The sequence below is a fragment of the Mangrovivirga halotolerans genome (assembly GCF_026241165.1).
In the GTDB taxonomy this organism is placed as follows: Bacteria; Bacteroidota; Bacteroidia; order Cytophagales; family Cyclobacteriaceae; genus Mangrovivirga; species Mangrovivirga halotolerans.
Map to the genome: position 1 here is coordinate 1 of NZ_JAPFQN010000013.1, position 24766 is coordinate 24766.

Annotated in this window: 25 protein-coding genes; 18 read left to right on the forward strand and 7 right to left on the reverse strand. The window is 35.1% G+C overall.

Annotation, left to right across the window (positions count from 1 at the left end):
• The first annotated feature begins 416 nt into the window (after positions 1-416).
• Together OO013_RS18950 and OO013_RS18955 are read left to right on the forward strand one after the other, a co-directional pair.
• Positions 417-1604 (forward strand): dipeptidase, encoded by a 1188-nt coding sequence (locus OO013_RS18950; protein WP_266058593.1) that lies wholly within the window; start codon positions 417-419, stop codon positions 1602-1604.
• Between the two features lie 53 nt (positions 1605-1657).
• On the forward strand, positions 1658-2344 hold the full coding sequence (locus OO013_RS18955) for a YceI family protein (RefSeq protein WP_266058594.1): 687 nt from the start codon (positions 1658-1660) through the stop codon (positions 2342-2344).
• Positions 2345-2495: 151 nt separating this feature from the next.
• On the opposite strand, the gene OO013_RS18960 is transcribed toward OO013_RS18955, so the two are convergent.
• Positions 2496-3023, reverse strand: coding sequence for a coiled-coil domain-containing protein (locus tag OO013_RS18960; RefSeq protein WP_266058597.1), 528 nt, complete (start codon positions 3021-3023; stop codon positions 2496-2498).
• A gap of 5 nt (positions 3024-3028) precedes the next feature.
• Positions 3029-3265 carry a hypothetical protein gene (locus OO013_RS18965; protein ID WP_266058599.1) on the reverse strand — a complete coding sequence of 79 codons (237 nt, stop codon included), beginning with the start codon at positions 3263-3265 and terminating at the stop codon, positions 3029-3031.
• Between the two features lie 120 nt (positions 3266-3385).
• On the opposite strand from OO013_RS18965, the gene OO013_RS18970 reads away from it, so the two are divergent.
• The 6 genes from OO013_RS18970 to OO013_RS18995 are packed head-to-tail and all read left to right on the forward strand — an operon-like array spanning position 3386 to position 9699.
• Positions 3386-5368, forward strand: a complete 1983-nt coding sequence (locus OO013_RS18970; protein WP_266058601.1) for a BatA domain-containing protein — start codon at positions 3386-3388, stop codon at positions 5366-5368.
• A 10-nt stretch (positions 5369-5378) separates the two neighbouring features.
• Complete coding sequence (locus OO013_RS18975; protein ID WP_266058602.1) at positions 5379-6650, forward strand: dihydroorotase; 1272 nt, start codon at positions 5379-5381, stop codon at positions 6648-6650.
• Between the two features lie 3 nt (positions 6651-6653).
• A complete protein-coding gene (locus tag OO013_RS18980) occupies positions 6654-7157 on the forward strand; it encodes a DUF4199 domain-containing protein (RefSeq protein ID WP_266058604.1) in 504 nt (167 codons plus the stop codon).
• A gap of 25 nt (positions 7158-7182) precedes the next feature.
• Positions 7183-7725: a DUF4199 domain-containing protein gene (locus OO013_RS18985; protein ID WP_266058606.1), complete on the forward strand. Its 543-nt coding sequence runs from the start codon at positions 7183-7185 to the stop codon at positions 7723-7725.
• Positions 7722-8714: a glycosyltransferase family 2 protein gene (locus OO013_RS18990; RefSeq protein ID WP_266058607.1), complete on the forward strand. Its 993-nt coding sequence runs from the start codon at positions 7722-7724 to the stop codon at positions 8712-8714. The genes OO013_RS18985 and OO013_RS18990 overlap by 4 nt, the downstream gene beginning before the upstream one ends.
• On the forward strand, positions 8707-9699 hold the full coding sequence (locus tag OO013_RS18995) for a glycosyltransferase family 2 protein (RefSeq protein WP_266058608.1): 993 nt from the start codon (positions 8707-8709) through the stop codon (positions 9697-9699). Before OO013_RS18990 ends, OO013_RS18995 begins: the two co-directional genes overlap by 8 nt.
• 3 nt (positions 9700-9702) lie before the next feature.
• Here the strand turns inward: OO013_RS18995 and OO013_RS19000 are convergent, their stop codons facing one another.
• Positions 9703-10476: a class I SAM-dependent methyltransferase gene (locus OO013_RS19000; RefSeq protein ID WP_266058609.1), complete on the reverse strand. Its 774-nt coding sequence runs from the start codon at positions 10474-10476 to the stop codon at positions 9703-9705.
• A gap of 96 nt (positions 10477-10572) precedes the next feature.
• Here OO013_RS19000 and OO013_RS19005 point away from each other — a divergent pair, with 96 nt between their 5' ends.
• From OO013_RS19005 to OO013_RS19050, 10 genes are all read left to right on the forward strand, one after another.
• Positions 10573-11157 carry a TetR/AcrR family transcriptional regulator gene (locus OO013_RS19005; RefSeq protein ID WP_266058610.1) on the forward strand — a complete coding sequence of 195 codons (585 nt, stop codon included), beginning with the start codon at positions 10573-10575 and terminating at the stop codon, positions 11155-11157.
• 1 nt (position 11158) lies between these two features.
• Positions 11159-11584 (forward strand): YkvA family protein, encoded by a 426-nt coding sequence (locus tag OO013_RS19010; protein WP_266058611.1) that lies wholly within the window; start codon positions 11159-11161, stop codon positions 11582-11584.
• A 64-nt stretch (positions 11585-11648) separates the two neighbouring features.
• The gene (locus OO013_RS19015) at positions 11649-12260 is read left to right on the forward strand and encodes a thioredoxin family protein (protein ID WP_266058612.1); all 612 of its coding nucleotides are present in this window, start codon (positions 11649-11651) and stop codon (positions 12258-12260) included.
• 48 nt (positions 12261-12308) lie between these two features.
• Entirely contained in the window at positions 12309-13334 is a 1026-nt protein-coding gene (locus OO013_RS19020; RefSeq protein WP_266058613.1) for a metal-dependent hydrolase, read from the forward strand.
• Between the two features lie 3 nt (positions 13335-13337).
• On the forward strand, positions 13338-13997 hold the full coding sequence (locus OO013_RS19025) for an NAD-dependent epimerase/dehydratase family protein (RefSeq protein ID WP_266058615.1): 660 nt from the start codon (positions 13338-13340) through the stop codon (positions 13995-13997).
• Between the two features lie 7 nt (positions 13998-14004).
• Positions 14005-14460: a D-aminoacyl-tRNA deacylase gene (gene dtd, locus OO013_RS19030; protein ID WP_266058617.1), complete on the forward strand. Its 456-nt coding sequence runs from the start codon at positions 14005-14007 to the stop codon at positions 14458-14460.
• Positions 14461-14808 carry a nucleotide pyrophosphohydrolase gene (locus tag OO013_RS19035; protein ID WP_266058619.1) on the forward strand — a complete coding sequence of 116 codons (348 nt, stop codon included), beginning with the start codon at positions 14461-14463 and terminating at the stop codon, positions 14806-14808. It abuts the gene before it with no gap.
• A 78-nt stretch (positions 14809-14886) separates the two neighbouring features.
• Entirely contained in the window at positions 14887-15969 is a 1083-nt protein-coding gene (locus OO013_RS19040; RefSeq protein WP_266058621.1) for an efflux RND transporter periplasmic adaptor subunit, read from the forward strand.
• A 7-nt stretch (positions 15970-15976) separates the two neighbouring features.
• Positions 15977-19036 (forward strand): efflux RND transporter permease subunit, encoded by a 3060-nt coding sequence (locus tag OO013_RS19045; protein ID WP_266058622.1) that lies wholly within the window; start codon positions 15977-15979, stop codon positions 19034-19036.
• 11 nt (positions 19037-19047) lie between these two features.
• Positions 19048-20403, forward strand: coding sequence for a TolC family protein (locus tag OO013_RS19050; protein ID WP_266058624.1), 1356 nt, complete (start codon positions 19048-19050; stop codon positions 20401-20403).
• Here OO013_RS19050 and OO013_RS19055 read toward each other — a convergent pair.
• From OO013_RS19055 to OO013_RS19070, 4 genes are read right to left on the reverse strand one after another with little or no spacing between them, the layout of a single operon-like run.
• Positions 20396-21559, reverse strand: coding sequence for a lycopene cyclase family protein (locus OO013_RS19055; RefSeq protein WP_266058626.1), 1164 nt, complete (start codon positions 21557-21559; stop codon positions 20396-20398). The two genes, OO013_RS19050 and OO013_RS19055, sit on opposite strands and share 8 nt — an antisense overlap.
• Complete coding sequence (locus OO013_RS19060; RefSeq protein WP_266058628.1) at positions 21556-22209, reverse strand: carotenoid biosynthesis protein; 654 nt, start codon at positions 22207-22209, stop codon at positions 21556-21558. The genes OO013_RS19055 and OO013_RS19060 overlap by 4 nt, the downstream gene beginning before the upstream one ends.
• 2 nt (positions 22210-22211) lie before the next feature.
• On the reverse strand, positions 22212-23672 hold the full coding sequence (gene crtD, locus OO013_RS19065) for a 1-hydroxycarotenoid 3,4-desaturase CrtD (protein WP_266058630.1): 1461 nt from the start codon (positions 23670-23672) through the stop codon (positions 22212-22214).
• Between the two features lie 23 nt (positions 23673-23695).
• A complete protein-coding gene (locus tag OO013_RS19070; RefSeq protein WP_266058632.1) occupies positions 23696-24580 on the reverse strand; it encodes an SDR family oxidoreductase in 885 nt (294 codons plus the stop codon).
• Between the last annotated feature and the right edge of the window lie 186 nt (positions 24581-24766).

Here is a 24766-nt window from a genome sequence, read left to right on the forward strand (position 1 = left end):
AAAGAAGTTAAGCCCCTCAGCGCTGATGGTACTGCAGTTAAATGTGGGAGAGTAGGTCATCGCCATTTTATTATTATAACCCTGACATCGTTAGATCGTCAGGGTTTTTTTATGCCTGAACCCTACTAAGACAACTGCCCCTCCACACTCACTCCATAGTCCTGCACTCTTCAAACTTCACTCACTCATTCTCCTTCCGTTACCTGATTCATAGAATTTGATAATTTTCTTATCTACTAGAAAGTTAAATATTGATAAGACCCGGGGATTGCTGTTTTATTATTTACTATGTGGCAATGCTTTCTTTTATAGTCAATATTTACTTCAATTATAGATTAATTAATCTTTACCGTATTTGATCCTTGCTCGATCAATTATTATTATGGTTAATAATTTGTCATTAACTATTAATAATTATGAGATATTTTTCAATCGGTCTTTTGACTCTGTTTCTTTTATCATGTAATTCTTCTGACAATAAAGATGATAATAACCGTCTTGATACGACTACAGTGTCAAAGGATCAACTAGGAAATGAACTATTGATAGTTGATACGCATATAGACCTTCCCTACAGGTTGTCGTTTGAATCCGGGCCTGTTGATGTAACAAAAGACCTTTCTAAAGGACACTTTGATTATGTAAAGGCTAGAAAGGGTGGTCTTAATGTAGCTTTTATGTCTATATACACTCCCCCTTCAACTGCTGGTAAGAATGGATTTATTTTAGCTAATGATTTAATCGACCTGGTTGATAGTCTCGGTAATAAGTTTCCGGATAAATTTAAAGTTGTCAATAGCCCTGAGCAAATTGAGGATAACTTTAAAAAGGATATCATTTATTTACCTCTGGGGATGGAAAATGGTTCGCCCATTAATAATAACTTGGAAAATCTAGATCATTTTTATGAGCGTGGAATAAGATATATTACCTTATGTCATTTTAAATCAAATGAAATTTGTGATAGTAGTACTGATACCGATCAGCCAAATAATGGGTTAAGTGATTTTGGTATTCAGGTCGTTAAAAGAATGAATGAACTGGGCATCATGGTTGATGTCAGTCATGTTTCTGATAAAACTATATCCGATGTGCTTAAAATTTCTACAGATCCCATTATAGCTTCTCATTCAGGTTGCAGAGCTCTAACACCATCATTTCCTCGAAATTTACCAGATTCACTTATTATGAGGATAAAGGATAATGGAGGTGTAGTAATGATCAACTTTGGCAGTATTTTTTTAAATAAAGAAGCTTCTTCAAATTTTATGAAAATATTTAATGAATTAGAGGAACGTAATATTGAAGCTGGATCCAAAGAAGCACAGCAATTAATGGCAGAGTTAATAAAAAAATATCCAGTTAAAAGTAAAGTCTCTGATATTCTTGACCATATAGATCATGTCGTAGAAATTGCCGGAATAGATTATGTAGGATTTGGGTCTGACTTTGATGGAGTAACAAGCTTACCAGATAATATTAATAGTGTTGCAGATTATTCCCTTATACTAGAGGGCTTGAAAGAACGAGGATATTCAAATGAAGAAATATCCAAGATAGCTGGAGGGAACTTAATGAGAGTCTGGAAACAAGTTTCTAATTAATTTAATCAATAGGTTTAGTTTATATTGATTAAATTAATATAAACTAAATCTCCATGATAGCTCATTCTAGAACTACCTTGCGGTCCATAGAAAATATTTCTTTTCAAAAGTTATTTTCATTCCTGGTATTATTTAGCGCAAACCTTATTGTTGCACAATCCAATGGTGATGATGATTCACAACCATTTTTACTCGATATAAAGCTATTAGAAGAAAGTAGTCTTGGAATCTTTGTTGAGACCAATGTGAATAGTTTTGTCTGTGAATTTCAGGATGAGAATACTTATAACAAAACTCTATTTAAAGGAATCATAGAAAACGGAGGTACAGATGTTACCTTCAGGCATGGCATTATTAATTTACCTGTGGTCAAGTTTGATTGTGGTAAAAACATGATGAATAATGACTTCAGGGAATTGTTGAAGTCAGAAAAGTACCCTAATATCAAACTTGAATTTTTAAAAGCTATTTGGTACGATAGGAAAAATCTGAATGCTGAGGCTGATAACGGAGAAGAACTGGGCTATTTTTTAGTTAATTTAACTGTTGCAGGTAAGACACAACAAGAAAAGGTTAATATTTATACTACTGAAACTAAACCTGGTCAATTAAAATGCACAGGGAAGATTAAAATAAATATGAAAGAATTTGGTTTGGAACCACCAGTCAAATTTTTGGGTACTGTTAAGGTTAAGGAACATATTGAGATTAGGTTTAATCTTCACTTTATTAGGCTATAGATTTTAGCACTGTTTATATGTAAATTCAATAGTGGATTCATTATCTGTTTTTTAATGACTTTTATCTAATAATTCTATGGGCCCCATAAGTTTTAAAAAAAAAGTTCAACCAAACTGATGGTCGAACCTTTTTCTTGATTCTTGATAAAAACTAATTTTTAAAAACCTCTTTTTTAGATTTTCTTATTTCTTCAATAGTTTCTTCTGTTTTCTTAATTTCTTCACTAGAAGTATTGGTGTCATCTGGAGACTCATTTAAAACTTTTTTCCTTTCTTCCAGCTTTTCCTTAAGAGATTTGATTCGCCTGTCAACAGTTTCTATTTCTTCTTCTTTCTGTTCATATTCACGATCAGAAATTTCTCTACTTCGTTTTTTTCTTTCAAGAATCTCTCTTGCTTCTTCTATGTTATCTTCAGTTTCTTTTATTTCTCTCTCTGCTTCATCGATTTCTTTTAAAGCTTTAGCTCTTGCCTGGGCTGCACGTTGTTGTCCAAATTCACGACCACTCAGATCACCCTTGTTTTTACCGTAAGCATTTCCATTATTGGATTTATCCTTTTTATCTTTCTTTTCAGTTTTGTCTTCAAATTTTTTTGACTTCCCTTTACCTTGTGCCAGACCATCTGAAACAGATAATGCCGTTATAAGAAGTATCAAAATAAGTATTCTATTTTTCATAATTATTAGTTATTTAAATCTTCTAAAATTTCATTTGATTTTTCCTTGAGATCAGTCGCCTCTTCAGAAATTTGTGCAGCAACTGAATCAATCTCATTTATTTCAGTTATAGAATCCTGAGAAATCGAAATCTCCTGTTCTGTTTTTACTGAATCTTCTGAGTCTTCTTCAGTTTCTGTCTGTGTGTTACAAGCAAAAATTAAGCTCAAAATTAAAGCACTTAAAAAAATATTCTTTTTCATAAAGCTATGTTTTTATTTCAAGGTGTAAACATTTAATTTAAATTGCAAAAAGGTGTTATTTCACTTTGGTTTTCTGATGTAAGATTTAATTACATAGAGCGAAAAATCGCGATCCGAAATATGCAATTTTTATATCCTGCAGTCTTATGGTTTTTATTTGCCTTATCAATACCGGTGATAATTCATCTCTTTTCATTTAGGAGAGCTAAACGATTAAATTTTAGTAGCTTAAAAAACCTAAGGCTGGTAAAAAATCATTCTGATACTAAAAATAATTTGAAAAGGTACCTTATTCTATTATCGAGGATCCTTTTCCTTCTCTTGTTAATTCTTTGCTTTGCAGGACCCTATATTCCATCTGAAACCGATAGAAGAAAAAGTGAAAGTGTCGTAATATTTGTTGATAATTCACCATCGATGACTATTGAAAGCGATGACGGTATTCCTCTAATCGATAGAGCTGTAGGGCTTGGCAATCAGATTGTTCAAAAATATGATCCAAATACAGAATTTTATATAATTACTTCCGACCAACCCTTTAATAGATATAACAACCTTGGCAAAGAAGCAGCATTAAAATTTTTATCCTCTATTCAGGTCTCGGGGAAAACTGTAAAAATATCATCCCTGTTAATTTCCCTTGAAGATCCAGAAGTAAAAGATTCAGACATTTATCTTATTTCTGATTTTCAAAATCAATTCTTAGATACACAAGCGGGGATTGATAATCAGAATTTTATTTTCATGCCTCTTAAATATGGTCCGGTTGCAAATATTTCCATTGATAGCCTGTATTTAAATGAACCGGTAGGAGGAATAGCCGATGAAATAAAAATGAATGTGGATATTACCAATTACGGGAATGAAAGCAAGGAAAATATTCCGGTAAGAGTTGAGTTAAATGGTAGCCAGGTGGGGGTGACAGAAGTAAATCTTAATGCTAAAGCGACAGAAACCATTACTTTTGATATTAAAACCAAATTACAGGATATTAATAAAGGAAGAGTCGTTGTAGAAGATCTCCCAGTTAGTTTTGACAATGAGTTTTTCTGGTCCTTAAATAAACTATCTACAGTAAGCGTAAGTGTAATATCCGAAAAGAATAAGTCTGTGTTCGATGCTTTGTTTGCTGATAATCAATTGTTTAATTACAATTATTTTTCGTTTGGCAATATAGATTATCAGAATATAAATTATGCAGACTTACTGATTATAAACGGGGTTACTGAAATATCTACTTCTTTATTATCTTCTATAAGATCAAGATTATCAGATGGTGGCTCTGTATTAATTGTTGGGGGGTATATTCAGGGAGCTTCTTCACAGGTACGGCAATTTTTGTCACAATATGGGTTTAAACAAGTAAATATTAATGAAAAGGTCTCTGTAGAAAAGAAATCGTTCACTAATCCTTTTATGGAAGGAGTATTTGAAAATATTCCTGACAATCTTGATGTCCCATGGGTAAAACCTAAATTGAGATGGAGGGCTGCTGAACCTATTATTACTTTGAATAATGGGATGACGCTTTTTGGAAGAGCTGAACTTCAGAAACCAATATATTTTTTAAGTTCCTCTTTGGTAGATTCAGTCACAAATATTCATAATCATGGGTTGTTTTTACCTCTGTTATATAAAACGGCATTCTATAGCAGTAACACTATTCAAAATTTATATTACAAAATAGAAGCAACAGATGAAGGCATAACATTTGACTGGCAATCTGAAAAAGATGATATCTTAAAATTATCAAATGGAGAAAATGTTATAATTCCTGAAGTGAGATATAGTGCAAACTCTGCTTCAATCTTTCTTCCTTTGGAAGCTGAAATTAACCCTGGCCATTATGAAGTTGTATCAGGAACCGAACTGATCAGAATTTTAGCTTTAAATTTAGGAGGTGAAGAAAGTAATTTAGAACAAATTACCTCTGATTCATTAAAAGTTATTTATCCTGATCATGAAGTGCTGACTAATCCTGATGTTTCTGAAGTCAGGGCCACAATTGATCGAATGGATTATGGCCAGGATATCTGGCAATGGTTTTTAATAGGATCTTTAATATTTTTGCTTATTGAAATCATATTAATTAGAATGATTTAAATTTACCAGCATGAATTGGCTTATAAAATCAGCATTTTTAGTTTGCCCGGGCCACGAATATCACCGGAAAGAAATAGATGTTTTAATTAGTAACGGAAAAATTAAAGAATTAGGGGATAACATATCCACTCCTTCTGAAATAAAAGTTATCGACGCGAAAGATTCCCTTCTTTTTCCTGGCCTCGTTGATCTTAGAGCTGACTTGTGTGATCCTGGCCTAGAGCATAAAGAAACTTTAACATCAGGAAGAGAAGCGGCCGTTGCCGGTGGATTTACCCATGTGATGGTTATCCCAAATACCAAACCTCCTGTCCAGACTAAAAATGATGTTAAATATATTCTGGGTGGTAATAGTTCTTCCTTAGTTCAGTTATATCCTATGACAAGCATTTCCAGAGACCTCGAAGGGGAAGAACTTACGGAAATGCTGGATCTTTATACTGCTGGAGCTAAAGTATTTGGTGATGGTGATAAACCAATTTGGAATACCGATATTTTGGTTAAGTCCTTACAATATCTTCAAAAAGTTGATGCATTATTAGTTAATAAACCTTGTGATCAATGGTTGTCCAAATTTGGCCAGATGCATGAAGGTGTGAACAGTACGCGCCTGGGAATGAAGGGCATTCCTGTTTTGGCGGAAACATTAATGATAAGGCGTGATATTGAACTGCTCAAATATGCGGGTGGTAAACTGCACTTTTCAACAATATCGAGTAAAGAAAGTGTTAAGCTTATCAAAGAAGCTAAAAAAGAAGGCCTTAATATTACTTGTGATGTTGCCATTCATAATTTACTTTACACCGATGAAAAAAATATGATGTTTGATTCTAATTTCAAGGTTGATCCCCCTTTGAGAACAGAGGAAGACAGAAAAGCCTTGATAAAAGGAGTCAAAGAAGGAGTAATAGATTGCATCGTTACTGATCATCATCCTCATGACCCGGAGTCAAAAGATTTGGAATATGACCTTGCTGACTTTGGTATCACTGGTCTTCAAACTGCGATTTCAGAAGCATGGAGTTTAAAAGCAGACATTGGAGAAGATAAAATCATTGATGCAATGTCATTAAACCCCAGAATTCTTATGGGGCTTGAAGATATAAAGATTCAGAAAGGAGAAGTTGCTGATCTAACATTGTTTGACCCTGAAAAGGTTTGGGAATATAGCGATCGAACAAATAAGAGTAATAGCCATAATCACCCCAGGTTTGGAGAAAACATAAAGGGGAAAGTAAGAGCAGTCATTTTAGGGAACAATATTTTTCAGGATCAAGATTAAAAGATGATAAAATTAGCGTTAAGATACGGAGCCTTTGCAATCCTGATCACTATAATTTCATTTACCGTACTATTTTATACTGATCAAAAGCCTTTTATAAATTTTAATACCATTTTTATTGATGGATTATCGTTTTTAGTCTTGATCGGTGTTGCTACTTATGAATTTAGAAAATACAGGCAAGGGGGAGAATTGAGGTTCTGGCAGGGAATGTCTATGGGTATGATAATCTATGTAATGGCTGCAATCGGGTTTTCAGCTTTTCTTTATTTGTTTATGGCCTATATTGAACCTGAAGCTTTAATGAATTATAAAAAGGAATCCATTGATTTTTATAACAGAACAGCTGAAATGTACCCAGATAAATATTCCCCGGAAAGAAGAGAAACAGATCTGGCAAACATTAAAGAAGTTTCAATAAGTGGAATAGTTTTTAAAGAGGGAATAAAAAAGTTATTACTAGGATTGCTAGTGACCCCAATTATTGCAATTTTTATGAGAAAATAATAATCTAAACCAAACCAATTAAACAATGAAGGATACTTTTATTTCAGAAGGCGTAAAAGACGGTGTAATTATCGGTCTTATTTTTACATTATTGACAGTTATAATCTATGTTGTAGATATCAATTTCTTTGGTGGTCTATGGTATGGGCTTGGAGTATTTGTTTTATACTTAATCTTATTAATCATATTTAATAGCAGATTCAGAAACGGAATCGGAGGATACTGGAGTTTTGGTGAAGCGTTTAAATATAATTTTTTCCTGTTATTAACAGGAGGTATTATAAATACTATTGTAGGGATATTATTATTTGTGGTTATAGATCCTAATGCTTCCCAAATAATCGCTGAAAATGCAGTAGAAAATACAATTAGTATCGTTGAAAAAATGGGCGGTGATGTTAGTGAGATAGAAGGCCAACTTGACGAAACTTATGACAACACGATTGAGCAATTTACTTTAGCAGGGCAACTGAAAAGTTTTGGTATTGCAATTTTAGTTTATGCTGTAATAGGAGCTATATTTGCAGCCATATTTAAAAAGAAAAAACCTCAGGAGGAATATATATGATAAATGGAAAGGATATAGATGTATCCTTAATTATCCCAGCTTACAATGAATCAGAATCTCTTCCCGAACTCATTGAGTGGATCGATAGGGTGAATGAGGCAAATAATCTGGAATATGAAGTTATTATAATCGATGATGGCTCCAGTGATAATTCCTGGGCTGTCATCGAAGAATTATCCGATAAAAATGATTCTGTAAAAGGAATCAAATTCAATAGAAACTACGGTAAATCAGCGGCATTAGATACCGGTTTCAAAGCAGCGATGGGTGAAGTGGTAATTACCATGGACGCTGATCTTCAGGATAGTCCTGATGAAATCCCTGCCCTTGTATCCATGATTCGTGATGAAGGATTTGACCTTGTGTCAGGATGGAAGAAAAAGCGGCATGACCCGATATCTAAAACTATCCCTTCGAAGTTTTTTAATGCTGTAACGGCTAAAATCTCTAAAATCAAACTCCACGATTTTAATTGTGGTCTGAAAGCTTACAAAAATGAAGTGGTAAAATCACTTGAGGTTTATGGGGAAATGCATCGTTATATTCCTGTCATAGCTAAATGGAAAGGCTATAATAAAATAGGGGAAAAGATAGTAGAACACCGGGCCAGGAAATATGGAGAAACCAAATTTGGTCTAGAGAGGTTTGTAAATGGATTTTTAGATCTTCTTTCCATTACTTTCGTGATGAAGTACAAAAAAAGACCCATGCATTTTTTTGGAACCATGGGGACTTTATCATTTATGGCTGGATTTTTTATTACTTGCTGGGTGATTTTTGAAAAGCTTTACACAGTCTGGTTTACTCATAAAGTGGCAAGAGCTGTGACAGATCAACCACTATTTTTCCTGGCTTTAATAGCCCTTGTAATTGGAGTACAGTTATTTTTAGCCGGCTTTTTAGGAGAAATGATCACCCAAACAGACCAGTATAAAAATGATTATTTGATTTCAGAGAAAAAAGGATTTGAAGAGCGAGAAAATGTCTGAAGGTAACAGGTTCTATTCTCTAATTATCCCGGTTTACAACAGACCTGGAGAAGTTGATGAATTGTTAGAAAGCCTAACGCATCAGGAATATTCTAATTTTGAAGTTCTGGTTATTGAAGATGGTTCATCTGAGCCTTGTAATAAGATAATAGAAAAGTATTCAGATAAGTTGGATCTGAAATATTTTGTTAAGGAAAATGAAGGTCAGGGATTTACAAGAAACTATGCCTACGAAAGAGCTTCCGGAGATTATTTTATAGTCTTTGATTCAGATTGCATAATCCCTTCACACTATTTAAAAACTGTTGACGACCACCTGAATAATAACTGGCTGGATGCATTTGGTGGTCCGGACAAATCTCATCCTTCATTCACGGATGTGCAAAAAGCCATTTCCTATTCGATGACTTCTCCATATACCACAGGAGGAATTAGAGGAAGTAAACAACATGCCGGGACATTCCATCCCAGAAGTTTTAATATGGGGATTTCAGCAGATGTTTGGAAAAAAACAAAAGGGTATGTAATTACCAGGATGGGCGAAGATATTGAATTTAGCATTCGTATTATAAAAGCTGGATTTAAAGTCGGGTTGATCGAAGATGCTTTTGTCTATCATAAACGCAGAACTGACTTTAGACAATTTTATAAGCAATTATTCTTTTTTGGGCGTGCAAGAGTTAATATCGGAAGATTCTATCCAGGAGAGATTAAGATTTTCCATTTATTTCCTGTAGCCTTTTATCTAGGAATACTTACCTGGTTGATCGTTTTCCCATGGTTTTTACCTAATCTTTTCATTTTTGGAGCAGGAATGATACTGGCATATTATTTATTAATATTTACGGACTCATACTTTAAAAATGAAAAAAGTCTGAGTATTGCATCCAAATCAGTGGTTGCTTCTTTTATTCAACTATTTGCATACGGGAATGGCTTTTTTGTTGAATGGATAAAGTTTATCAAAAAACCATATAGTGGTTAATAATTATTCCGGTTTTGTACAGAGGTAAATAATCTCTTCTTTCGGAAGCGCATATCTTTCAACTTTTTCCTGATCGAGTTGTTTTGGATAAGGTATTTCTTTTACTTCAAATCCACCTTTTTCCAATCTTTCACCATAATCTAATCCATAAATACGGTAATGGTCTGATTGTTTAAAATGCTCTTCACGATCTTTTGGATCGGTGATTTCAGGATCTTCATAGGTATTTTGCATGTTCATATCCTGAGGTGATTGTAAAATTGCCCATCCTCCAGGTTTTAAAACCCTGTATACCTCTTTCATGGCATGAATATCATCAGGAATATGTTCCATTACATGGTTGCAAAAAACCATATCAAAGGAATTTTCCTCAAAAGGAATTTCATTGATATCCATTTTTACCTTAGCAAGAGGAGATTCCAAATCACCGGTGATATATTCAAGTGATTCAATCTTTTCAAATCTATCTATAAAGCATAATTCAGGAGCAATATGTAAAAGCTTAGCTTCTTTGGTAAAAAAATCAGTTTCGTTTTTAAGGTATAACCATAATAACCTGTGTCTTTCTAAGGCAAGGCAATTAGGACATAATGCATTTTTCCTAGGGGGCTTTCTGCCATAAGGCACAAACTCCCTGAAATTTGAATCGCAAACAGGGCAAGTTACATTATTACCGATATAAAAAACCTTCATCATTCTTAGTGCAAAATGACTGAAAAGCTGAAGATGTTTTCTCGGTACTTTTCTTATGACAAAACTGATAATGTGTTTAACCATTCTACAAAAATATAAATCAATGAATTATTATGTGGGTTTTCATTGTTATTTTTATTTCTTTTATTCTTTATTTTGTTTATAAAACAAGATCTGGTTATGATTAGGGATGCAGGTATATCAAAAAGAGATAATGTAATCAAGCAAGCTACCAGGCTATTCAGAGAAAAGGGGTATGCCTCTGCTTCTATGCGCGACCTTGCTAAAAAATTAGGTATTGAAGCAGCAAGTTTGTATTCGCATATTAAATCCAAAGAAGAAATTTTACAACATATCTGCTTTGAGAAGGCTGATGCATTTAATGAGAAATTGGAAGAGCTAGAGCAAATCGACAATAATAATGAAAAAAGGCTCGAGCAATTTTTGATAGGTCACATAGAAGTATTACTTTCTGATACCGACAGTAGTGCTGTGTTTTTGAATGAATGGAAGCATTTAAGCGAGCCGCATTACTCAAGGCTCAATAAAATGAAAGATGAATATGAGTCTAAACTTGTTGATATATACAGGGCAGGTAAAGTAGAAGGGAAATTCATCGACCTTAATGAAAAATTGAGTGTTTTGACCATGCTATCTTCTGTCAACTGGGTGATCAACTGGTACAGACCAACAGGAACTTTAAACCCGCATGAACTGGCCAGGGCTTTAGCTCACAGGATCATACATGGAATAATGACCAAATAATATGGATGTAAACGAAATACTTGACTCGAGTGCAATGAAGCTTGCAAAAAAGCAGGCCACTAAAATAGCATCAAGCAGAAATAAATCAGCACGGCTCGCAGGTCTTGCTTTTAGCAAGCTGGATAAGGGCATATTAAATAAAAAAACCTTCAAGGCTATAAAAGGAGATTTTCTTGCTGCACTGAGAATGATTAAAGCTTATGCTAAAAAAGAATATAAGAAAATCCCAACAAAATCTCTGATCGGAATTTTAGCGGGAATGGTATATTTCGTAATGCCTATTGATTTTATACCGGACTTTATTCCACTGGTAGGGTTTGCCGATGATATTGCCTTGCTCGCATGGATTTTCTCTAATTTTAAGCATGATATTGATGAATATCGTGCCTGGGAACAAGGTCATGAGTACGTCAATCCAACTAATTAAATATTAATTTACCTAACCTTTTTTATTACTTTGAGTATATAAGCTGTAAATACTTGTTTAAACAATGGAAGAGTTAAGAGTAATTAACGAGCAGCTTATAAAAAACGCAATGTCATTTGAAGAGTATTTTGAATTATCAAAAAAACTCGTCGATGAAAAGCGTACTACCGGACAAAATCAATCAGAAGGTATGATTGAATATACCAGGTTAAATTTCAGTCGTCTAAAAAAATGGATCAGGACAGGTGAACTGGATGATAAATTAAAAAGCACTTTATCAAAAGTAGATAGTTCAGTAATCTGGTTGGTCTTAGTTGAGCCATGGTGTGGTGATGTAGCTCAAAACTTGCCATTTATCTACAAAGCAGCTGAATTAAATTCAAACATTAATCTCAGAATAATTTTAAGAGATGAAAATCTTGAGGTGATGGATGAATACCTCACAAGTGGTGGAAGATCTATTCCTAAAATGATTGCTTTAGATAATGATTTTAAAGAATTGGCTACTTGGGGTCCACGTCCAAAAACTGTACAAAGAATGTTGGAAAAAGGGAAAGCCAGTGATGATTTTGATTATCAGGCTTTTTCAATTTCTGCTCACACATGGTATGCCCAAAATAAAGGAAAAGAAATATCAGCGGAGCTTAATGATTTTGTAGGCGAACAACTTAAATAGATTGTTAATTAAATTTTTATAACCGTCATAATTTTGACGGTTTTTTTTATGGATTCACTCACACAAGCATTGTTAGGTGCAACAGTTGGAGAAGCTGTGCTGGGAAATAAGATAGGTCGTAAAGCTTCTATTTTGGGTGCTCTTGGTGGAACATTGCCCGATCTGGATGTATTAATTCAATCATCAATGTCGACGGTTGATGGAGTTCTTTTTCACCGGGGACCCTCTCATAGTATAACCTTTGCACTAATCGCCTCAATGCTTTTCAGCTGGCTGGCTCTTAAATTGCAAAAGAAAACTTCAGTTTCTTATCAGAATTGGTTCATATTTTTCTTTCTGGTAATATTTACGCATCCATTGCTTGATGCTTTTACTAATTATGGGACTGAAATTTTCTGGCCGTTTCTTGATGCACGAGTTGCGTGGAAGACGATCTTTGTTATAGATCCTTTATATTCAATCTGGTTATTAATTGCAGTTGTATTTCTGCTTTTTTATGGTAAGACAAATAATATCAGGAAGAGAGTAGCAATGTGGGCACTAGTGCTTTCTTCTTCGTACTTGTTACTCACCGTTTATCATAAATACCATGTTGATAAAAATGTAACTGGATATCTTGAACATAGAAATGAATCTTATGATCGGATCATGACTGTTCCTTCGCCTCTTTGTAATTGGTTATGGACAGTAGTTATTGATAAGGGGGATCACTATGAGGCTGGCTATTTCAGCATGATGATTGCTGAACAGGATTTTAGAGATGTTATAATTCCTAAAAATGCTCCTGCGGATTGGATGGTGAATGAAGAAGAGTTGAGAGGGGTAAAGCATTTTGCAAATGATTGGCTTCAATACAAAAAAGAAGAAGGTGGTAAAATGATTGTAAATGATATTCGGTTTGGGCCAATGCTTGGATGGTATAATCCTGAATCAGGATTTATTTTTTCATTTGAATTTAAAAAAAGCGAAAACGGAGTTATTGTAAAACAAAACGACAGAGAACCTGAAGGAAATATAAAAGAAGAGTTGGGTAAATTGTGGAGTAGAATATGGTCGACTGATATAAATAAATGATTTATGGCTAAGAAAACTGCTTTAATACTTGGTTCAACCGGCTTAGTCGGTGAAAAACTTTTAAATATATTAATTGCTGATAATCGATACAAAAAAGTAATATCGATAGTAAGAAGACCTTCTGGTAATAAGAATGAAAAACTACAAGAAGTAATCATTGATTTTAATCAGTTGGCCAAAGAATTAAAGAAATATTACGCCGATGATATCTTTTGCTGTCTGGGAACTACAATTAAAAAAGCTGGTTCTCAGGAAAAGTTTATCGAAGTGGATTACGATTATCCCATGGTTGCTGCAAACGCGTTAAAGCGATCCGGCTCAATGCAACATTATTTAATTATTACTGCACTAGGGGCAAATCCCGAATCAAAAATATTTTATAACAGGGTTAAGGGTGAGGTTGAAAGAGACCTGAAAAGGGTAAATTATGCCTCAACATCTATATTCAGACCATCGTTACTGTTAGGTAACAGGGATGAAAGCAGGCTGGGAGAGGATATTTTTAAGGGGTTTTCAAAAATATTCGGATGGATATTTTCTGGGCCATTGAAAAAATATAAGCCTGTTAAAGCAGAAAAAGTAGCAAGGGCAATGCATAGTCGTGCTCAGCAAAATGTGGAGGGAATTGAGATAATAGAATCAGAACAAATACAGAAATATTAATTTTTTTATGAGAGCAACAATCCAAAGAGTAAGTGAATCCAGTGTAAAAGTTAACGGAAAAGTTATCGGAGAAATAGGAAATGGGCTCATGGTTCTTTTAGGAATTGAACAAGCGGATAACACTGAAGATATAGAATGGCTAGTCAGGAAAATATCTAATCTGAGAATTTTTGATGATGAGGATGGAGTAATGAATAAAAGTCTGATAGATGTAAGTGGAGAGATACTACTCATTAGCCAGTTTACTTTACATGCTTCTTACAAAAAAGGAAACAGACCATCATATATAAAAGCTGCCAAACCTGACCAATCTGTGCCGTTATATGAAGAAAGTATTGAAGCATTCAAAAAGGTGTTGGGAAGTGATAAAGTTGAGACTGGCGAATTTGGAGCTGATATGAAAGTTTCTTTAGTGAATGACGGACCAGTCACTATAAATATGGATACAAAAAATAAGGAATAGATGGCAGATCAAAAGAAAAATTTATCCTTAAAAGAAGTTCAGGAGGATGTTGATTCATGGATAAAAGAATATGGAGTCAGATATTTCAATGAGCTAACCAACATGGCTATTCTAACTGAAGAGGTAGGAGAATTAGCCAGAATTATTTCACGAAGATATGGTGAGCAATCTGAAAAGGAATCTGATAAAAACAAAGATCTCGGTGATGAGATGGCAGATATATTATGGGTTTTAGCCTGTCTTGCCAATCAAACAGGGATAGATCTGGAGAAAGCTTTTAGAAAAAATATTGAAAAAAAGACGAAAAGAGATAAAAACCGGCATAAGTCCAATCAAAAATTGTTATAACAATAATCTTTTTGTCATTAAATCTCGTTACTGAGAATTGTATAATGATATTAATCAAGCTCGGACAGCTCAACAGTTATGAGTAAAACATTCAAGAGAACCATTGCAGTGATTATAATTATCGTTCTTGCAGTGGTATTTATAATATTTCAGAAAGACATAATTTCAGGAAATAAAACTAGCCAACCAGAATTAAAGGCTGGTTCATCCACATCGAGAGCAGCACGCAAAATTCCAGTTAAATATATAATCGCAGAAGAAAAATTATTTAATAATCAGATTGCTGTAACTGGGAAGATACTAGCTAACGAATCAGTAGAGTTAAGAGTTGAAAGAGGCGGGAAAGTTGACCGAATCCTTTTTAAAGAAGGCGATTATGTTAGAAAGGGACAATTGTTATTGGCAACAAATGTTGATGATCTCAAAGCGCAGCTATCCAAAGCTCAATATAATCTTAAACTGAAGGAGCAAACAGAATATCGTCAGGATGAGCTTCTCAAACGTGAAGCAATCAGCCAGGAAGAATACGACCTTGCATTAACGGAATTAAATACAGCAATTGCTGATGTACAATTGTTAAAGGCTGAAATAGCTAAGTCAGAAGTAAGGGCTCCATTTAGTGGATATATCGGGTTAAGATACATTAGTGAAGGAAGTTATATTTCCCCAACAACTCCCATAGCTAGTCTTTATAGTTTAAACCCTGCAAAAATTGAGTTCGCACTTCCTGCAAAATATATTGGCACACTAAGGAAGGGCCAAAGTGTAGATTTTACCGTTGAAGTATCAGATAAGACATTCGAGGGAGAAGTTTATGCAATTGAGCCCGGCGTAGATCCTGCAACCGGAGCTACGACTGTGAGAGCAATTGCTTCCAATGAAAATAAAGAGTTAAGACCGGGACAGTTTACCAGGGTAAATATTATTCTTGAAGCCAGAGAAAATGCAATTTTGGTTCCTAACCAGGCAGTAATACCAGAGCTTGACGGACATAAAGTGTATGTTGTGGAAAATGGCAAAGCATCAGTTCAGAAAGTCAATATAGGTATTAGAACTCCAACCGAAATAGAAATCATGTCAGGTTTGGACGAAGGAGACAGCGTGATCACCACAGGTTTATTACAAATCAATGAAGGCACTCCTCTGGAGTTGAAAAACTAAATTTTTTATGGCTAGTCTTTCGAGTATAAGTATAAACAGACCAGTACTAGCGATTGTGATGTCTTTGATGATTATCATATTCGGTGTGATCGGGTTTAATCTTTTGGGGGTACGGGAATATCCAAGTGTTGATCCTCCAATCATTACAGTTTCAACCAACTATGTAGGAGCTAATGCAGAAGTGATCGAATCTCAGATTACCGAGCCTTTGGAAGAGGAGATCAATGGAATTTCCGGTATAAAAAAATTAACATCTGTAAGCCGTGATGGAAGAAGTACAATCACAGTTGAATTCGAATTAGGAGAAGACCTGGAGGCTGCTGCTAACGACGTGAGGGACAGAGTTGCACGGGCGAGAAGAAATATTCCTGCAGATGCTGATCCACCAACAGTTATTAAAGCAGATGCAGATAGCGAGCCGATAGTGTTTTTGAATCTGAAAAGTGATGAGAGATCCTTATTGGAATTATCTCAAATAGCTGAAACGACTTTTAAAGAACGCTTTCAAACTATCCCTGGAGTAAGTCAGGTAGACATTTGGGGAGAGAAAAAGTACTCAATGCGCCTTTGGATGGACCCCGATAAACTTTCAGCTTATAATATTACCCCTCTGGATGTTTATAGTGCTGTAAGTGAGCAAAACGTTGAACTACCATCAGGTAGGGTAGAAGGTGTTTTCTCTGAATTATCAGTAAGAACATTGGGACGATTAACCACTCCAGAGGACTACAATGACCTTATTGTAAAAGAAACTGAAAACTACATTATTAAGTTCCGCGATATCGGCCATGCAGAGCTTGGACCAGAGAATGAGCGAACTATTTTAAAAAGAGACGGAATCCCAATGGTAGGGGTTGTTTTAAGACCTCAGCCGGGTTCAAATAATATTGAGATCATCGATGAATTTTATGATCGTTTGCAATCTCTAAGGAAAGATATTCCTGAAGATATCGAATTGGGTATTGGGTTTGATGTAACTGATTATATACGTGAATCGATAAATGAAGTAGAGCAAACTATTGCTGTTGCTTTTACACTGGTTTTTGCCATTATATTTTTCTTTTTACGAGACTGGCGTACTACTATTATTCCTGTAATAACCATCCCTATTTCCCTTATCGGTACATTTTTCGTTATGTATGCCGCTGGCTTCTCTATTAATGTATTGACACTTTTAGGGATTGTCCTTGCTATTGGTCTGGTGGTGGATGATACTATTGTTGTACTTGAAAACATTTATAAAAAGATCGAGGATGGAAAAGCACCTTTAGAAGCAGGCTTTGAAGGGGCTAAGGAAATTTTCTTTGCTGTAATCTCAACTACAGTGGCTCTTGCAGCGGTGTTCCTTCCTGTAATATTCCTTCAGGGATTAACTGGAAGGTTATTTAGAGAGTTTGGGGTAGTAGTAGCATCCTCGGTGATCATTTCTTCCTTTGTAGCGCTGACTCTGGCACCAATGCTCTGCACCAAACTATTAAAGAAAAGGGAGGAAAAAGGATATTTTTACCGTAAAACTGAGAAGTTTTTTGTTGGGCTTAACAGATTATATAATCGTTCACTGGAATGGTTTATGAAATTCCGGTGGTTAGCTTTTCCATTTGTTATTCTTCTTGGAGGAATAGTTTATTATTTATTTACGAGTCTTCCATCTGAACTGGCTCCTTATGAAGACCGGAATGGATTCAGAATTTTTGCGGCCGGGCCTGAAGGAACCACCTTTGAATACATGGATAATTATGTTGATGAGGTGATTGATCTGGTTGAAGAAGAAATTCCAGAAACTGAAGCAATAATATCGGTAACCTCCCCTGGATTTGGCGCAACATCGTCAGTGAACTCAGCCTTTTGGCGGGTAATACTGGTCGATCCGGAAAACAGGGAAAGAAGCCAGCAAGAGATTGTTGATAGCTTTACCCCAAAGGTGAGTCAGCTTACAGCTGCCCGTCCTTTTGTATCTCAGGAACAATCAATAGGTGGTCGCGGTGGAGGTCAGCCAATTCAATATGTAATTCAGGCAGGAGATGTTTACCAGCTTAAAGAAGTAATCGAAGAATTTGTTAATAAGGCCAAACAAAGGAAGGAGTTTGTGTACGTTGATGTGAATTTGAAATTCAACAAGCCTGAATTAACTGTTATGATAGACAGGGAACGAGCACAAACGTTGGGTGTCTCTGTAAGAGATATCGCTCAAACACTATCTCTTGCTTTTTCTGGTCAGCGCTTTGGCTATTTCATAATGGAAGGAAAGCAGTATCAGATCATCGGTCAGATGAGTGAGCAAAACAGAAATGAACCAGTTGATCTTAGAACCTTATATATAAGAAACAACAAAGGTGAATTGATCTTATTAGATAACCTGATTCGTGTAGAAGAAAGTGCTACACCACCTCAGTTATTCAGATTTAATCGTTACGCGTCAGCTACTGTTTCTGCATCTTTAGCTCCTGGGGTTACAATAGATAAAGGAATTGATGCGATGGATGAAATTAAAGCAGATGTGCTTGATGAACGATTTACAACAAGCCTTGATGGTCAGTCTCTTGAGTTTATGGAAAGCTCAAATAGCCTGATTTTTGCTTTTCTTTTTGCTTTAGTGTTGATCTACCTTGTCTTAGCAGCGCAGTTTGAGAGTTTTAGTGATCCATTGGTAATACTATTTACAGTGCCATTGGCAATGGCCGGGGCACTGCTAGCCTTATGGTTATTTGGTGAAACTTTGAATATTTTCAGTCAGATAGGAATAATTATGCTTATCGGTCTGGTTACAAAAAACGGTATATTGATCGTGGAATTTGCTAATCAGAAAAAAGCTCTTGGTATGGGTGTGAAAGAAGCGATTATTGAAGCAGCAGAAGACAGGTTCAGACCGATTCTAATGACTTCGCTTTCTACAATTTTAGGAATACTACCTATTGCCCTTGCTTTAGGAGCCGGGTCTGAAAGCCGGGTCTCAATGGGTATTGCTGTGATCGGCGGAATGATCTTTTCAACGGTCCTTACACTTTATATTATTCCAGCGATCTATTCATACCTTACTGGGAAAGAAGCCAGAGTTTCCAGAATGTAAATTAAATGAAGATGAAAAAAGTCACATTAACCTTAATACTCTTTAGCTTTCTAGCCCTTTCTGCTATGGCACAGGAAAGGTATGCTATAATTGATTCAACAGATTTTGAAGAATTATCATTGAGTGAAGCAGTAAGGATAGGGTTGGAAAATAATTATAATCTTAAAATAGAAGATAATTACCGTGCGATCGCGTCTAATAATGTGACATTGGGAAATGCCGGATTCTTACCTACTGTTGATGGTAATGCCAGCATGTTGTGGAGTAATGAAGATGTTGAACAGCAATTCGTTAGTGGTGATTCTCAATCCAGAGATGGAGCCAGAAGTAATACTATTAATGCCAGCGTGGATGCTGAATGGATAATTTTTGATGGGCTTGGTATGTTTAAAAGGTATGATCAGCTCCAGCAACAGGAATTAACAGCAACTTATAATTGGAAAAATAGTGTAGAGACAACTTTATATCAGATTGCTGAAGCTTATTATAATTTAAGATATTCAGCTGAACAACTTCGTGTTTTAAAGGAAACGATGGCGATTAGCCGTGCCCGAATCAGAATCGCTTCAGACAAATATGATGTAGGTAAGACATCAAAAACGGAATTACTAACCGCAGAGACTGACTATAATGCTGATAGTTCAGCATATATTAATCAACTCAACCGGGTTCAGCAAGCGGCTATAGATATCAACCTGCTTCTTGGGCAAAGTACAGATCATCAGTATTATGCTTCAGATTCTATCAATGAGATTTCTCTGTATTCGTATGAAAGTTTAAGGGAAGAAGTATTGAAAAATAATAGTATGCTCAAACAGGCTGAATCTAATAAAGCCAGTACTACCTATAATGTCGATATTGTACGGTCAGAAAGATTTCCAAGGATTACAGCTTTTGGGAGTTATGGATATAGCAGGTTAGAGTCGCAAGCAGGATTTTTACTAAGTAATCAGTCAACAGGATTTAATTATGGCCTCCGTGCCACAATCCCAATTTTCAATGGGTTGAATATTAATCGACGAGAGCAGAATGCAAAGATTGAGCAAAATAATGCTGAGTTGAGCTATCAACAAATAAAGCTGGAAGTAATAGCAGATTTTGACCGTACTTATAGCTCATATCAAAGAGCGCTGGGGCTTATCGAATTGGAAATGGATAATACCTCAATTGCAAATGAAAATATTGCCATTGCATTTGACCGTTATAAACTGGGAAGATCAACTTTTCTTGAATTAAGAGAAGCTCAAAAAAATTTAGAGGATGCGAGATTAAGATTGTTGGATGCAGCTTTTGCAGCTAAAATATTAGAAATACGGTTAAAGAGACTTAGTGGAAATATTCTCGAGGAGAGGGAGAGTATCAACTAAGAAAATTCCTGTAGAAAATTCTTTTTAACACCGATTTTAAAAATGGGATTTGAGGACTGCTAAGCATTATTTTAAGTTCTTCTGAGATACTGGTTCTTTCATCCAGAAAATCAAAGATTTTTACCGGGTCATTTTTTCTAAAAAGAGAACTGAAGATTTCTCCTCCTTTTTCATTTTTATCAAACAACACATCTATAAGTAGCATATCGTAATATCTAAACCGATTTTCATTCGTTTGGATATCTTTACATTTTCCCTCCAGGTATTTCACAATATTTGCAGTATCCTCATTTATACGCTTAAATGTAAAGCCTGTCGATGCTTTGGTGCTGCCTCCCTGAGTGCCGATATTTATGATTTTATGATCGGTTACTTTTTCAAATGGAAAAGTTGTCATAGGGATGGCACCTTTTTCTTTTTCAATAATTGAATATTCCTTTATTTCTAAATCACTGGCTATATACTTTTCGATTTCTTGTTCATATTCTTCCTCATCTAATAATTCAGGAGAAAATAGAGTGTATTCTACGAGGGCTTTATTTTTCGAGAATGGTAGAACATACATAAAACGGGTATTCCCTTTTTGAGCAACAGAAAAATCCATAAATGTTACTGATGAATCATCAAACTTTTCTTCCTCTGTTTCAATGACCCAACCTATGAAATGCTGTAATAGGAGGGGGTATTTTTTATTTCTTTTAACTTCTGAAAAATCAGGTATACTATTGAAAATTATGTCTGCTTCAATTCTTATGTCATCAATAGTTGTTACCTCTGCTATATTTTGATCAGCTTTTAATGATTTAATTTTTGCATTTAGAAATTCAATATTAGAGTTATCACGAATCTTTGATTTAACGTGTTTATAAAAATCAATTCCCCGGATCATTTTATATCTGTAGGGATTTAAGTTAAACTTGAGTGAGGAACTGGAATCTTTGAATATTGCTTTTTCCCAGGATTTGTAAATAATTTCATCCCAGGGACCTGTTCCTTTTTCCCAAAAGCACCAGGTTCGATCATTTTCTGATTTATCGCTTTTATCAATTATCAGTACAGATTTGTTCTTCAGAACAGGGTTTTCAAGTATACTATTGACAAGAACGAGACCAGCAGCACCTCCACCTGCAATGATGAAATCATAATGCTTTTTCATGCAACAACATTTAGAATAACAAAAAATAGTGTTTGAATGACCAATACATTATTCGCCACGTAAAAATTCTTACTGAAATTTGATTTTTGAAAGATAATCTGAGCTAAAAAGGAGATAGAAAACCATCCTATATAATTTTGAACCTGAGCAACCCCTGCATCAAAAAACCAAAAGTCAACTTTTGGAGCGACCGGTTCAATAAACAAATCTATTCCCGTCATTATGATTGCTCCCGTTATGGCCTTGATCCACGGGTTTATTATCATATAACTGGTTAATACTGCACTACAATAAGTTAATATAGCCCAGTTAATACCGATTATTGGAGGGACTCCGCCAATTTTTGGACCTAAGTTATTTCCGTAGTGGTAGTCTCCGAAAATCAAGCCATAATTTACTCCTAAGTATTCGGCAATAAAACCAATGACAAATGCAGAACTTAAACATATAAAGGTTACCCTGTCTTTTCTGGGCAATGCATAAATAATTATAGCAGTAGTCAATAGTATAGTGAAGGGTGTCAGATCAAGAAATAATTCTCTCCAAGGAGACATAATTCCAAAAACCCCTGCAATGTGAACCAGGTACAAGAAGTAAATGATAAACCTGAGTTGATTACTTTTCTTTATTTCTTCTTCTTGAGCTTTCATTTTTAAACCAATGATGAAACAATTTTAGCACTTTGCAAACACAAAGGAATTCCACCACCGGGATGGACACTTCCTCCACAGAAGTAAAGATTTTTGATTTTGCTTGAAAAATTAGGGTGACGTAGAAAAGCAGCATTTCGGTCATTACTACCTGCACCATAAAGAGCTCCCATATAAGAACTCGTTTTCGATTCAATTGTAATGGGAGTTAGCATTTCTTCGGTTTCGATCAGCTTTTCAATATCGGCATCCAAAAATTTATTTAACCGGCTGATAATTCTCTTTTTTGTAATAGAAATCATTTCATCCCAATTCTGACCTGAGTTAGGAGGTACATTAACCATCACAAACCAATTTTCGCACCCTTCAGGAGCATGTTCAGGATCCTCTTTTGAAGTGATGTTAATATATATCGTTGGGTCATCAGGAACCTTTTTATGATCAAAAATATCAGTAAATTCCTTTTTGTAATTTCCTGAAAAGAAAATGTTGTGAAGGTCGAGCTCAGGGAATTGTTTTCTAATGCCCCAGTAGTAGATCAGAGCAGAACTTGATCGCTCCTGGGATAAAGTTTTTTCAGGTGCTTTCTGGTCAGGCATCAGTTTTCTATATGTTGGGACAATATCCATATTGGACACAACCAGATCTGCAGAGTGTTCTTCATTTTTCGTTATAATTCCTTCAACTACGCCGTTTTTGCATATAATTCTATCAACAGGACTGTTGAAGTTGAATTTCACTCCTTTTTTCTTCGCCAAAGCATATAGAGAGTCAGTAATAGAATACATTCCACCTTCCGGATAAAAAGTCCCCACATTGAATTCCAGGTGTGGAATCATCGACATAATTCCAGGTGTTTTATAAGGGGAAGAGCCATTGTATGTAGCGTACCGATTAAATAACTGCACTAATCTGGGATCTTTAAAGTGATGCCTGTTTACTTCGTCAAGTGTATCAAACAAGTCGAGGTTATTAGCGCTGGCTATTGCCTTAAGTGTATTAAAGTTTAAAAAAGAATTAACCTTATGAAGTGATCTTTCAAGGAAAAGAGGAGATGTTAATTCGTATTTCCTCTTGCTTTTGTCGAGGTATTCCAGAACTGATTTAGCATTGATTTTAAAGACCTCGGTTATTTCATTAATAAATTTATCTTGATCATCCCAGGCAGTAAACTTAGTACCATCATTAAAAAAATATTGGCAATGGATATTCTTCTTGTAGTATTTGAAATTTTCATCTGGTTTTTCTCCTGATATTTCAAACAGTTCATCTACTAAAGACGGCAATGTGAATAAAGAAGGGCCGGCATCAAATGTATAACCATTTGATTCAAGTCTTGAAAGTTTACCGCCAGGAGATTCATTAGCTTCAAATACGCTTACATCGTAATTTTTAGCTTTAAGCCTAATAGCTGTTGCTAGTCCCGCGATACCCGAACCAATAATAATTGCATTTTTTGACATAATTTCGAAACGAATTTATTGACTCATTGTTTCAGGGAAGCTTTCCTGGAATATTCTTCAAGGGTTATTGAAGGTTTCCCCAATTCTTTCCAGGTTGTTTCAGATTCAAATTTTTCAGGGTATTTATTCAGGGCGGTAATGATCTTATATATATAATTCATTTTAGCAGAGAACAGCGATAAGAACCACAACAGTCCGATTGGCATTTTCTTTATACTAAGGTCTTTTTCAGGATAATTTTTTTTGAAAATCTCAGCGGCCTGATCTGCAGTAAATGCTTCCAGGCCCTGTACTGGGTAGTGTTTATTCTCGTTAAGAAGTTTTTTAAAAGAGTATGCAACTTGTTTTCCATAATCCTCACCTGCTATGAAATACATCGGATATTTTGATTCCCCGGCAAGCATGATCTTATCATCTTGAACGTAGTCACCTTTATCAAAATTTTCCATAAACGAAGATGGGTAAAAAATAGTGAAGGGGATGCCACAAGTTTTAATGGAATTAACAGCATCTTCTTTAATATCAAAAACCCACCAATGAAATCCAGAAGATTGGTTGTGGTTTTTAACCAGCGAAGAGCAAAGAGCAATTCGCTGAATATTTGCGATCTTTGATTTCTTTATGATACTTTTTAAGCCCTCTCTTTCAGCGAGCCATTGATTCTTTTTATCCTCTGGTTTTACACTGAGATTCATATAAACTCCTTGAGCACCTACGAGGGTATTTTCTATATCTTGTTCATTTTTTAGATTACCTGTTATGAACTCAACGGAATGAGGAAGTAATCTTTTGGCTTTTTCAATATCCCTGACTAATGCCCGGACATGAAACCCTTCATTAATTAACTCTTTGACTACCGGGACACCGAGCATACCAGTTGCCCCAAAAACTGCGATAGTTTTGATCATAATTTTTCCTTTGCAGGAAGTTATCGCTAAAATATTATATTATCAACTAAGGACGAATGTTAAGAAGAGCAATAAAAAAAGCCTTCTGAAAATTCTGCAGTATGAAGAGAAGTTTACCAATATTTTATAACCTGGTAAGAATTTGTTTCAGAAGGCCTTCGTTAAATCTAAACCTAATTAAATGTA

What these genes read in the sequence shown, in the direction of transcription:
- OO013_RS19040 (WP_266058621.1), top strand. Translation starts at nt 14,887, where the DNA reads ATGAGTAAAACATTCAAGAGAACCATTGCAGTGATTATAATTATCGTT.
- OO013_RS19025 (WP_266058615.1), top strand. Translation starts at nt 13,338, where the DNA reads ATGGCTAAGAAAACTGCTTTAATACTTGGTTCAACCGGCTTAGTCGGT.
- OO013_RS18950 (WP_266058593.1), top strand. Translation starts at nt 417, where the DNA reads ATGAGATATTTTTCAATCGGTCTTTTGACTCTGTTTCTTTTATCATGT.
- OO013_RS18955 (WP_266058594.1), top strand. Translation starts at nt 1,658, where the DNA reads ATGATAGCTCATTCTAGAACTACCTTGCGGTCCATAGAAAATATTTCT.
- OO013_RS19060 (WP_266058628.1), bottom strand. Translation starts at nt 22,209, where the DNA reads ATGAAAGCTCAAGAAGAAGAAATAAAGAAAAGTAATCAACTCAGGTTT.
- OO013_RS18965 (WP_266058599.1), bottom strand. Translation starts at nt 3,265, where the DNA reads ATGAAAAAGAATATTTTTTTAAGTGCTTTAATTTTGAGCTTAATTTTT.
- OO013_RS19000 (WP_266058609.1), bottom strand. Translation starts at nt 10,476, where the DNA reads ATGGTTAAACACATTATCAGTTTTGTCATAAGAAAAGTACCGAGAAAA.
- OO013_RS18975 (WP_266058602.1), top strand. Translation starts at nt 5,379, where the DNA reads ATGAATTGGCTTATAAAATCAGCATTTTTAGTTTGCCCGGGCCACGAA.
- OO013_RS19005 (WP_266058610.1), top strand. Translation starts at nt 10,573, where the DNA reads ATGATTAGGGATGCAGGTATATCAAAAAGAGATAATGTAATCAAGCAA.
- OO013_RS19035 (WP_266058619.1), top strand. Translation starts at nt 14,461, where the DNA reads ATGGCAGATCAAAAGAAAAATTTATCCTTAAAAGAAGTTCAGGAGGAT.
- OO013_RS19020 (WP_266058613.1), top strand. Translation starts at nt 12,309, where the DNA reads ATGGATTCACTCACACAAGCATTGTTAGGTGCAACAGTTGGAGAAGCT.
- OO013_RS19070 (WP_266058632.1), bottom strand. Translation starts at nt 24,580, where the DNA reads ATGATCAAAACTATCGCAGTTTTTGGGGCAACTGGTATGCTCGGTGTC.
- OO013_RS19010 (WP_266058611.1), top strand. Translation starts at nt 11,159, where the DNA reads ATGGATGTAAACGAAATACTTGACTCGAGTGCAATGAAGCTTGCAAAA.
- OO013_RS18960 (WP_266058597.1), bottom strand. Translation starts at nt 3,023, where the DNA reads ATGAAAAATAGAATACTTATTTTGATACTTCTTATAACGGCATTATCT.
- OO013_RS19015 (WP_266058612.1), top strand. Translation starts at nt 11,649, where the DNA reads ATGGAAGAGTTAAGAGTAATTAACGAGCAGCTTATAAAAAACGCAATG.
- dtd (WP_266058617.1), top strand. Translation starts at nt 14,005, where the DNA reads ATGAGAGCAACAATCCAAAGAGTAAGTGAATCCAGTGTAAAAGTTAAC.
- OO013_RS18985 (WP_266058606.1), top strand. Translation starts at nt 7,183, where the DNA reads ATGAAGGATACTTTTATTTCAGAAGGCGTAAAAGACGGTGTAATTATC.
- OO013_RS18970 (WP_266058601.1), top strand. Translation starts at nt 3,386, where the DNA reads ATGCAATTTTTATATCCTGCAGTCTTATGGTTTTTATTTGCCTTATCA.
- OO013_RS18995 (WP_266058608.1), top strand. Translation starts at nt 8,707, where the DNA reads ATGTCTGAAGGTAACAGGTTCTATTCTCTAATTATCCCGGTTTACAAC.
- OO013_RS19050 (WP_266058624.1), top strand. Translation starts at nt 19,048, where the DNA reads ATGAAAAAAGTCACATTAACCTTAATACTCTTTAGCTTTCTAGCCCTT.
- crtD (WP_266058630.1), bottom strand. Translation starts at nt 23,672, where the DNA reads ATGTCAAAAAATGCAATTATTATTGGTTCGGGTATCGCGGGACTAGCA.
- OO013_RS18980 (WP_266058604.1), top strand. Translation starts at nt 6,654, where the DNA reads ATGATAAAATTAGCGTTAAGATACGGAGCCTTTGCAATCCTGATCACT.
- OO013_RS19045 (WP_266058622.1), top strand. Translation starts at nt 15,977, where the DNA reads ATGGCTAGTCTTTCGAGTATAAGTATAAACAGACCAGTACTAGCGATT.
- OO013_RS19055 (WP_266058626.1), bottom strand. Translation starts at nt 21,559, where the DNA reads ATGAAAAAGCATTATGATTTCATCATTGCAGGTGGAGGTGCTGCTGGT.
- OO013_RS18990 (WP_266058607.1), top strand. Translation starts at nt 7,722, where the DNA reads ATGATAAATGGAAAGGATATAGATGTATCCTTAATTATCCCAGCTTAC.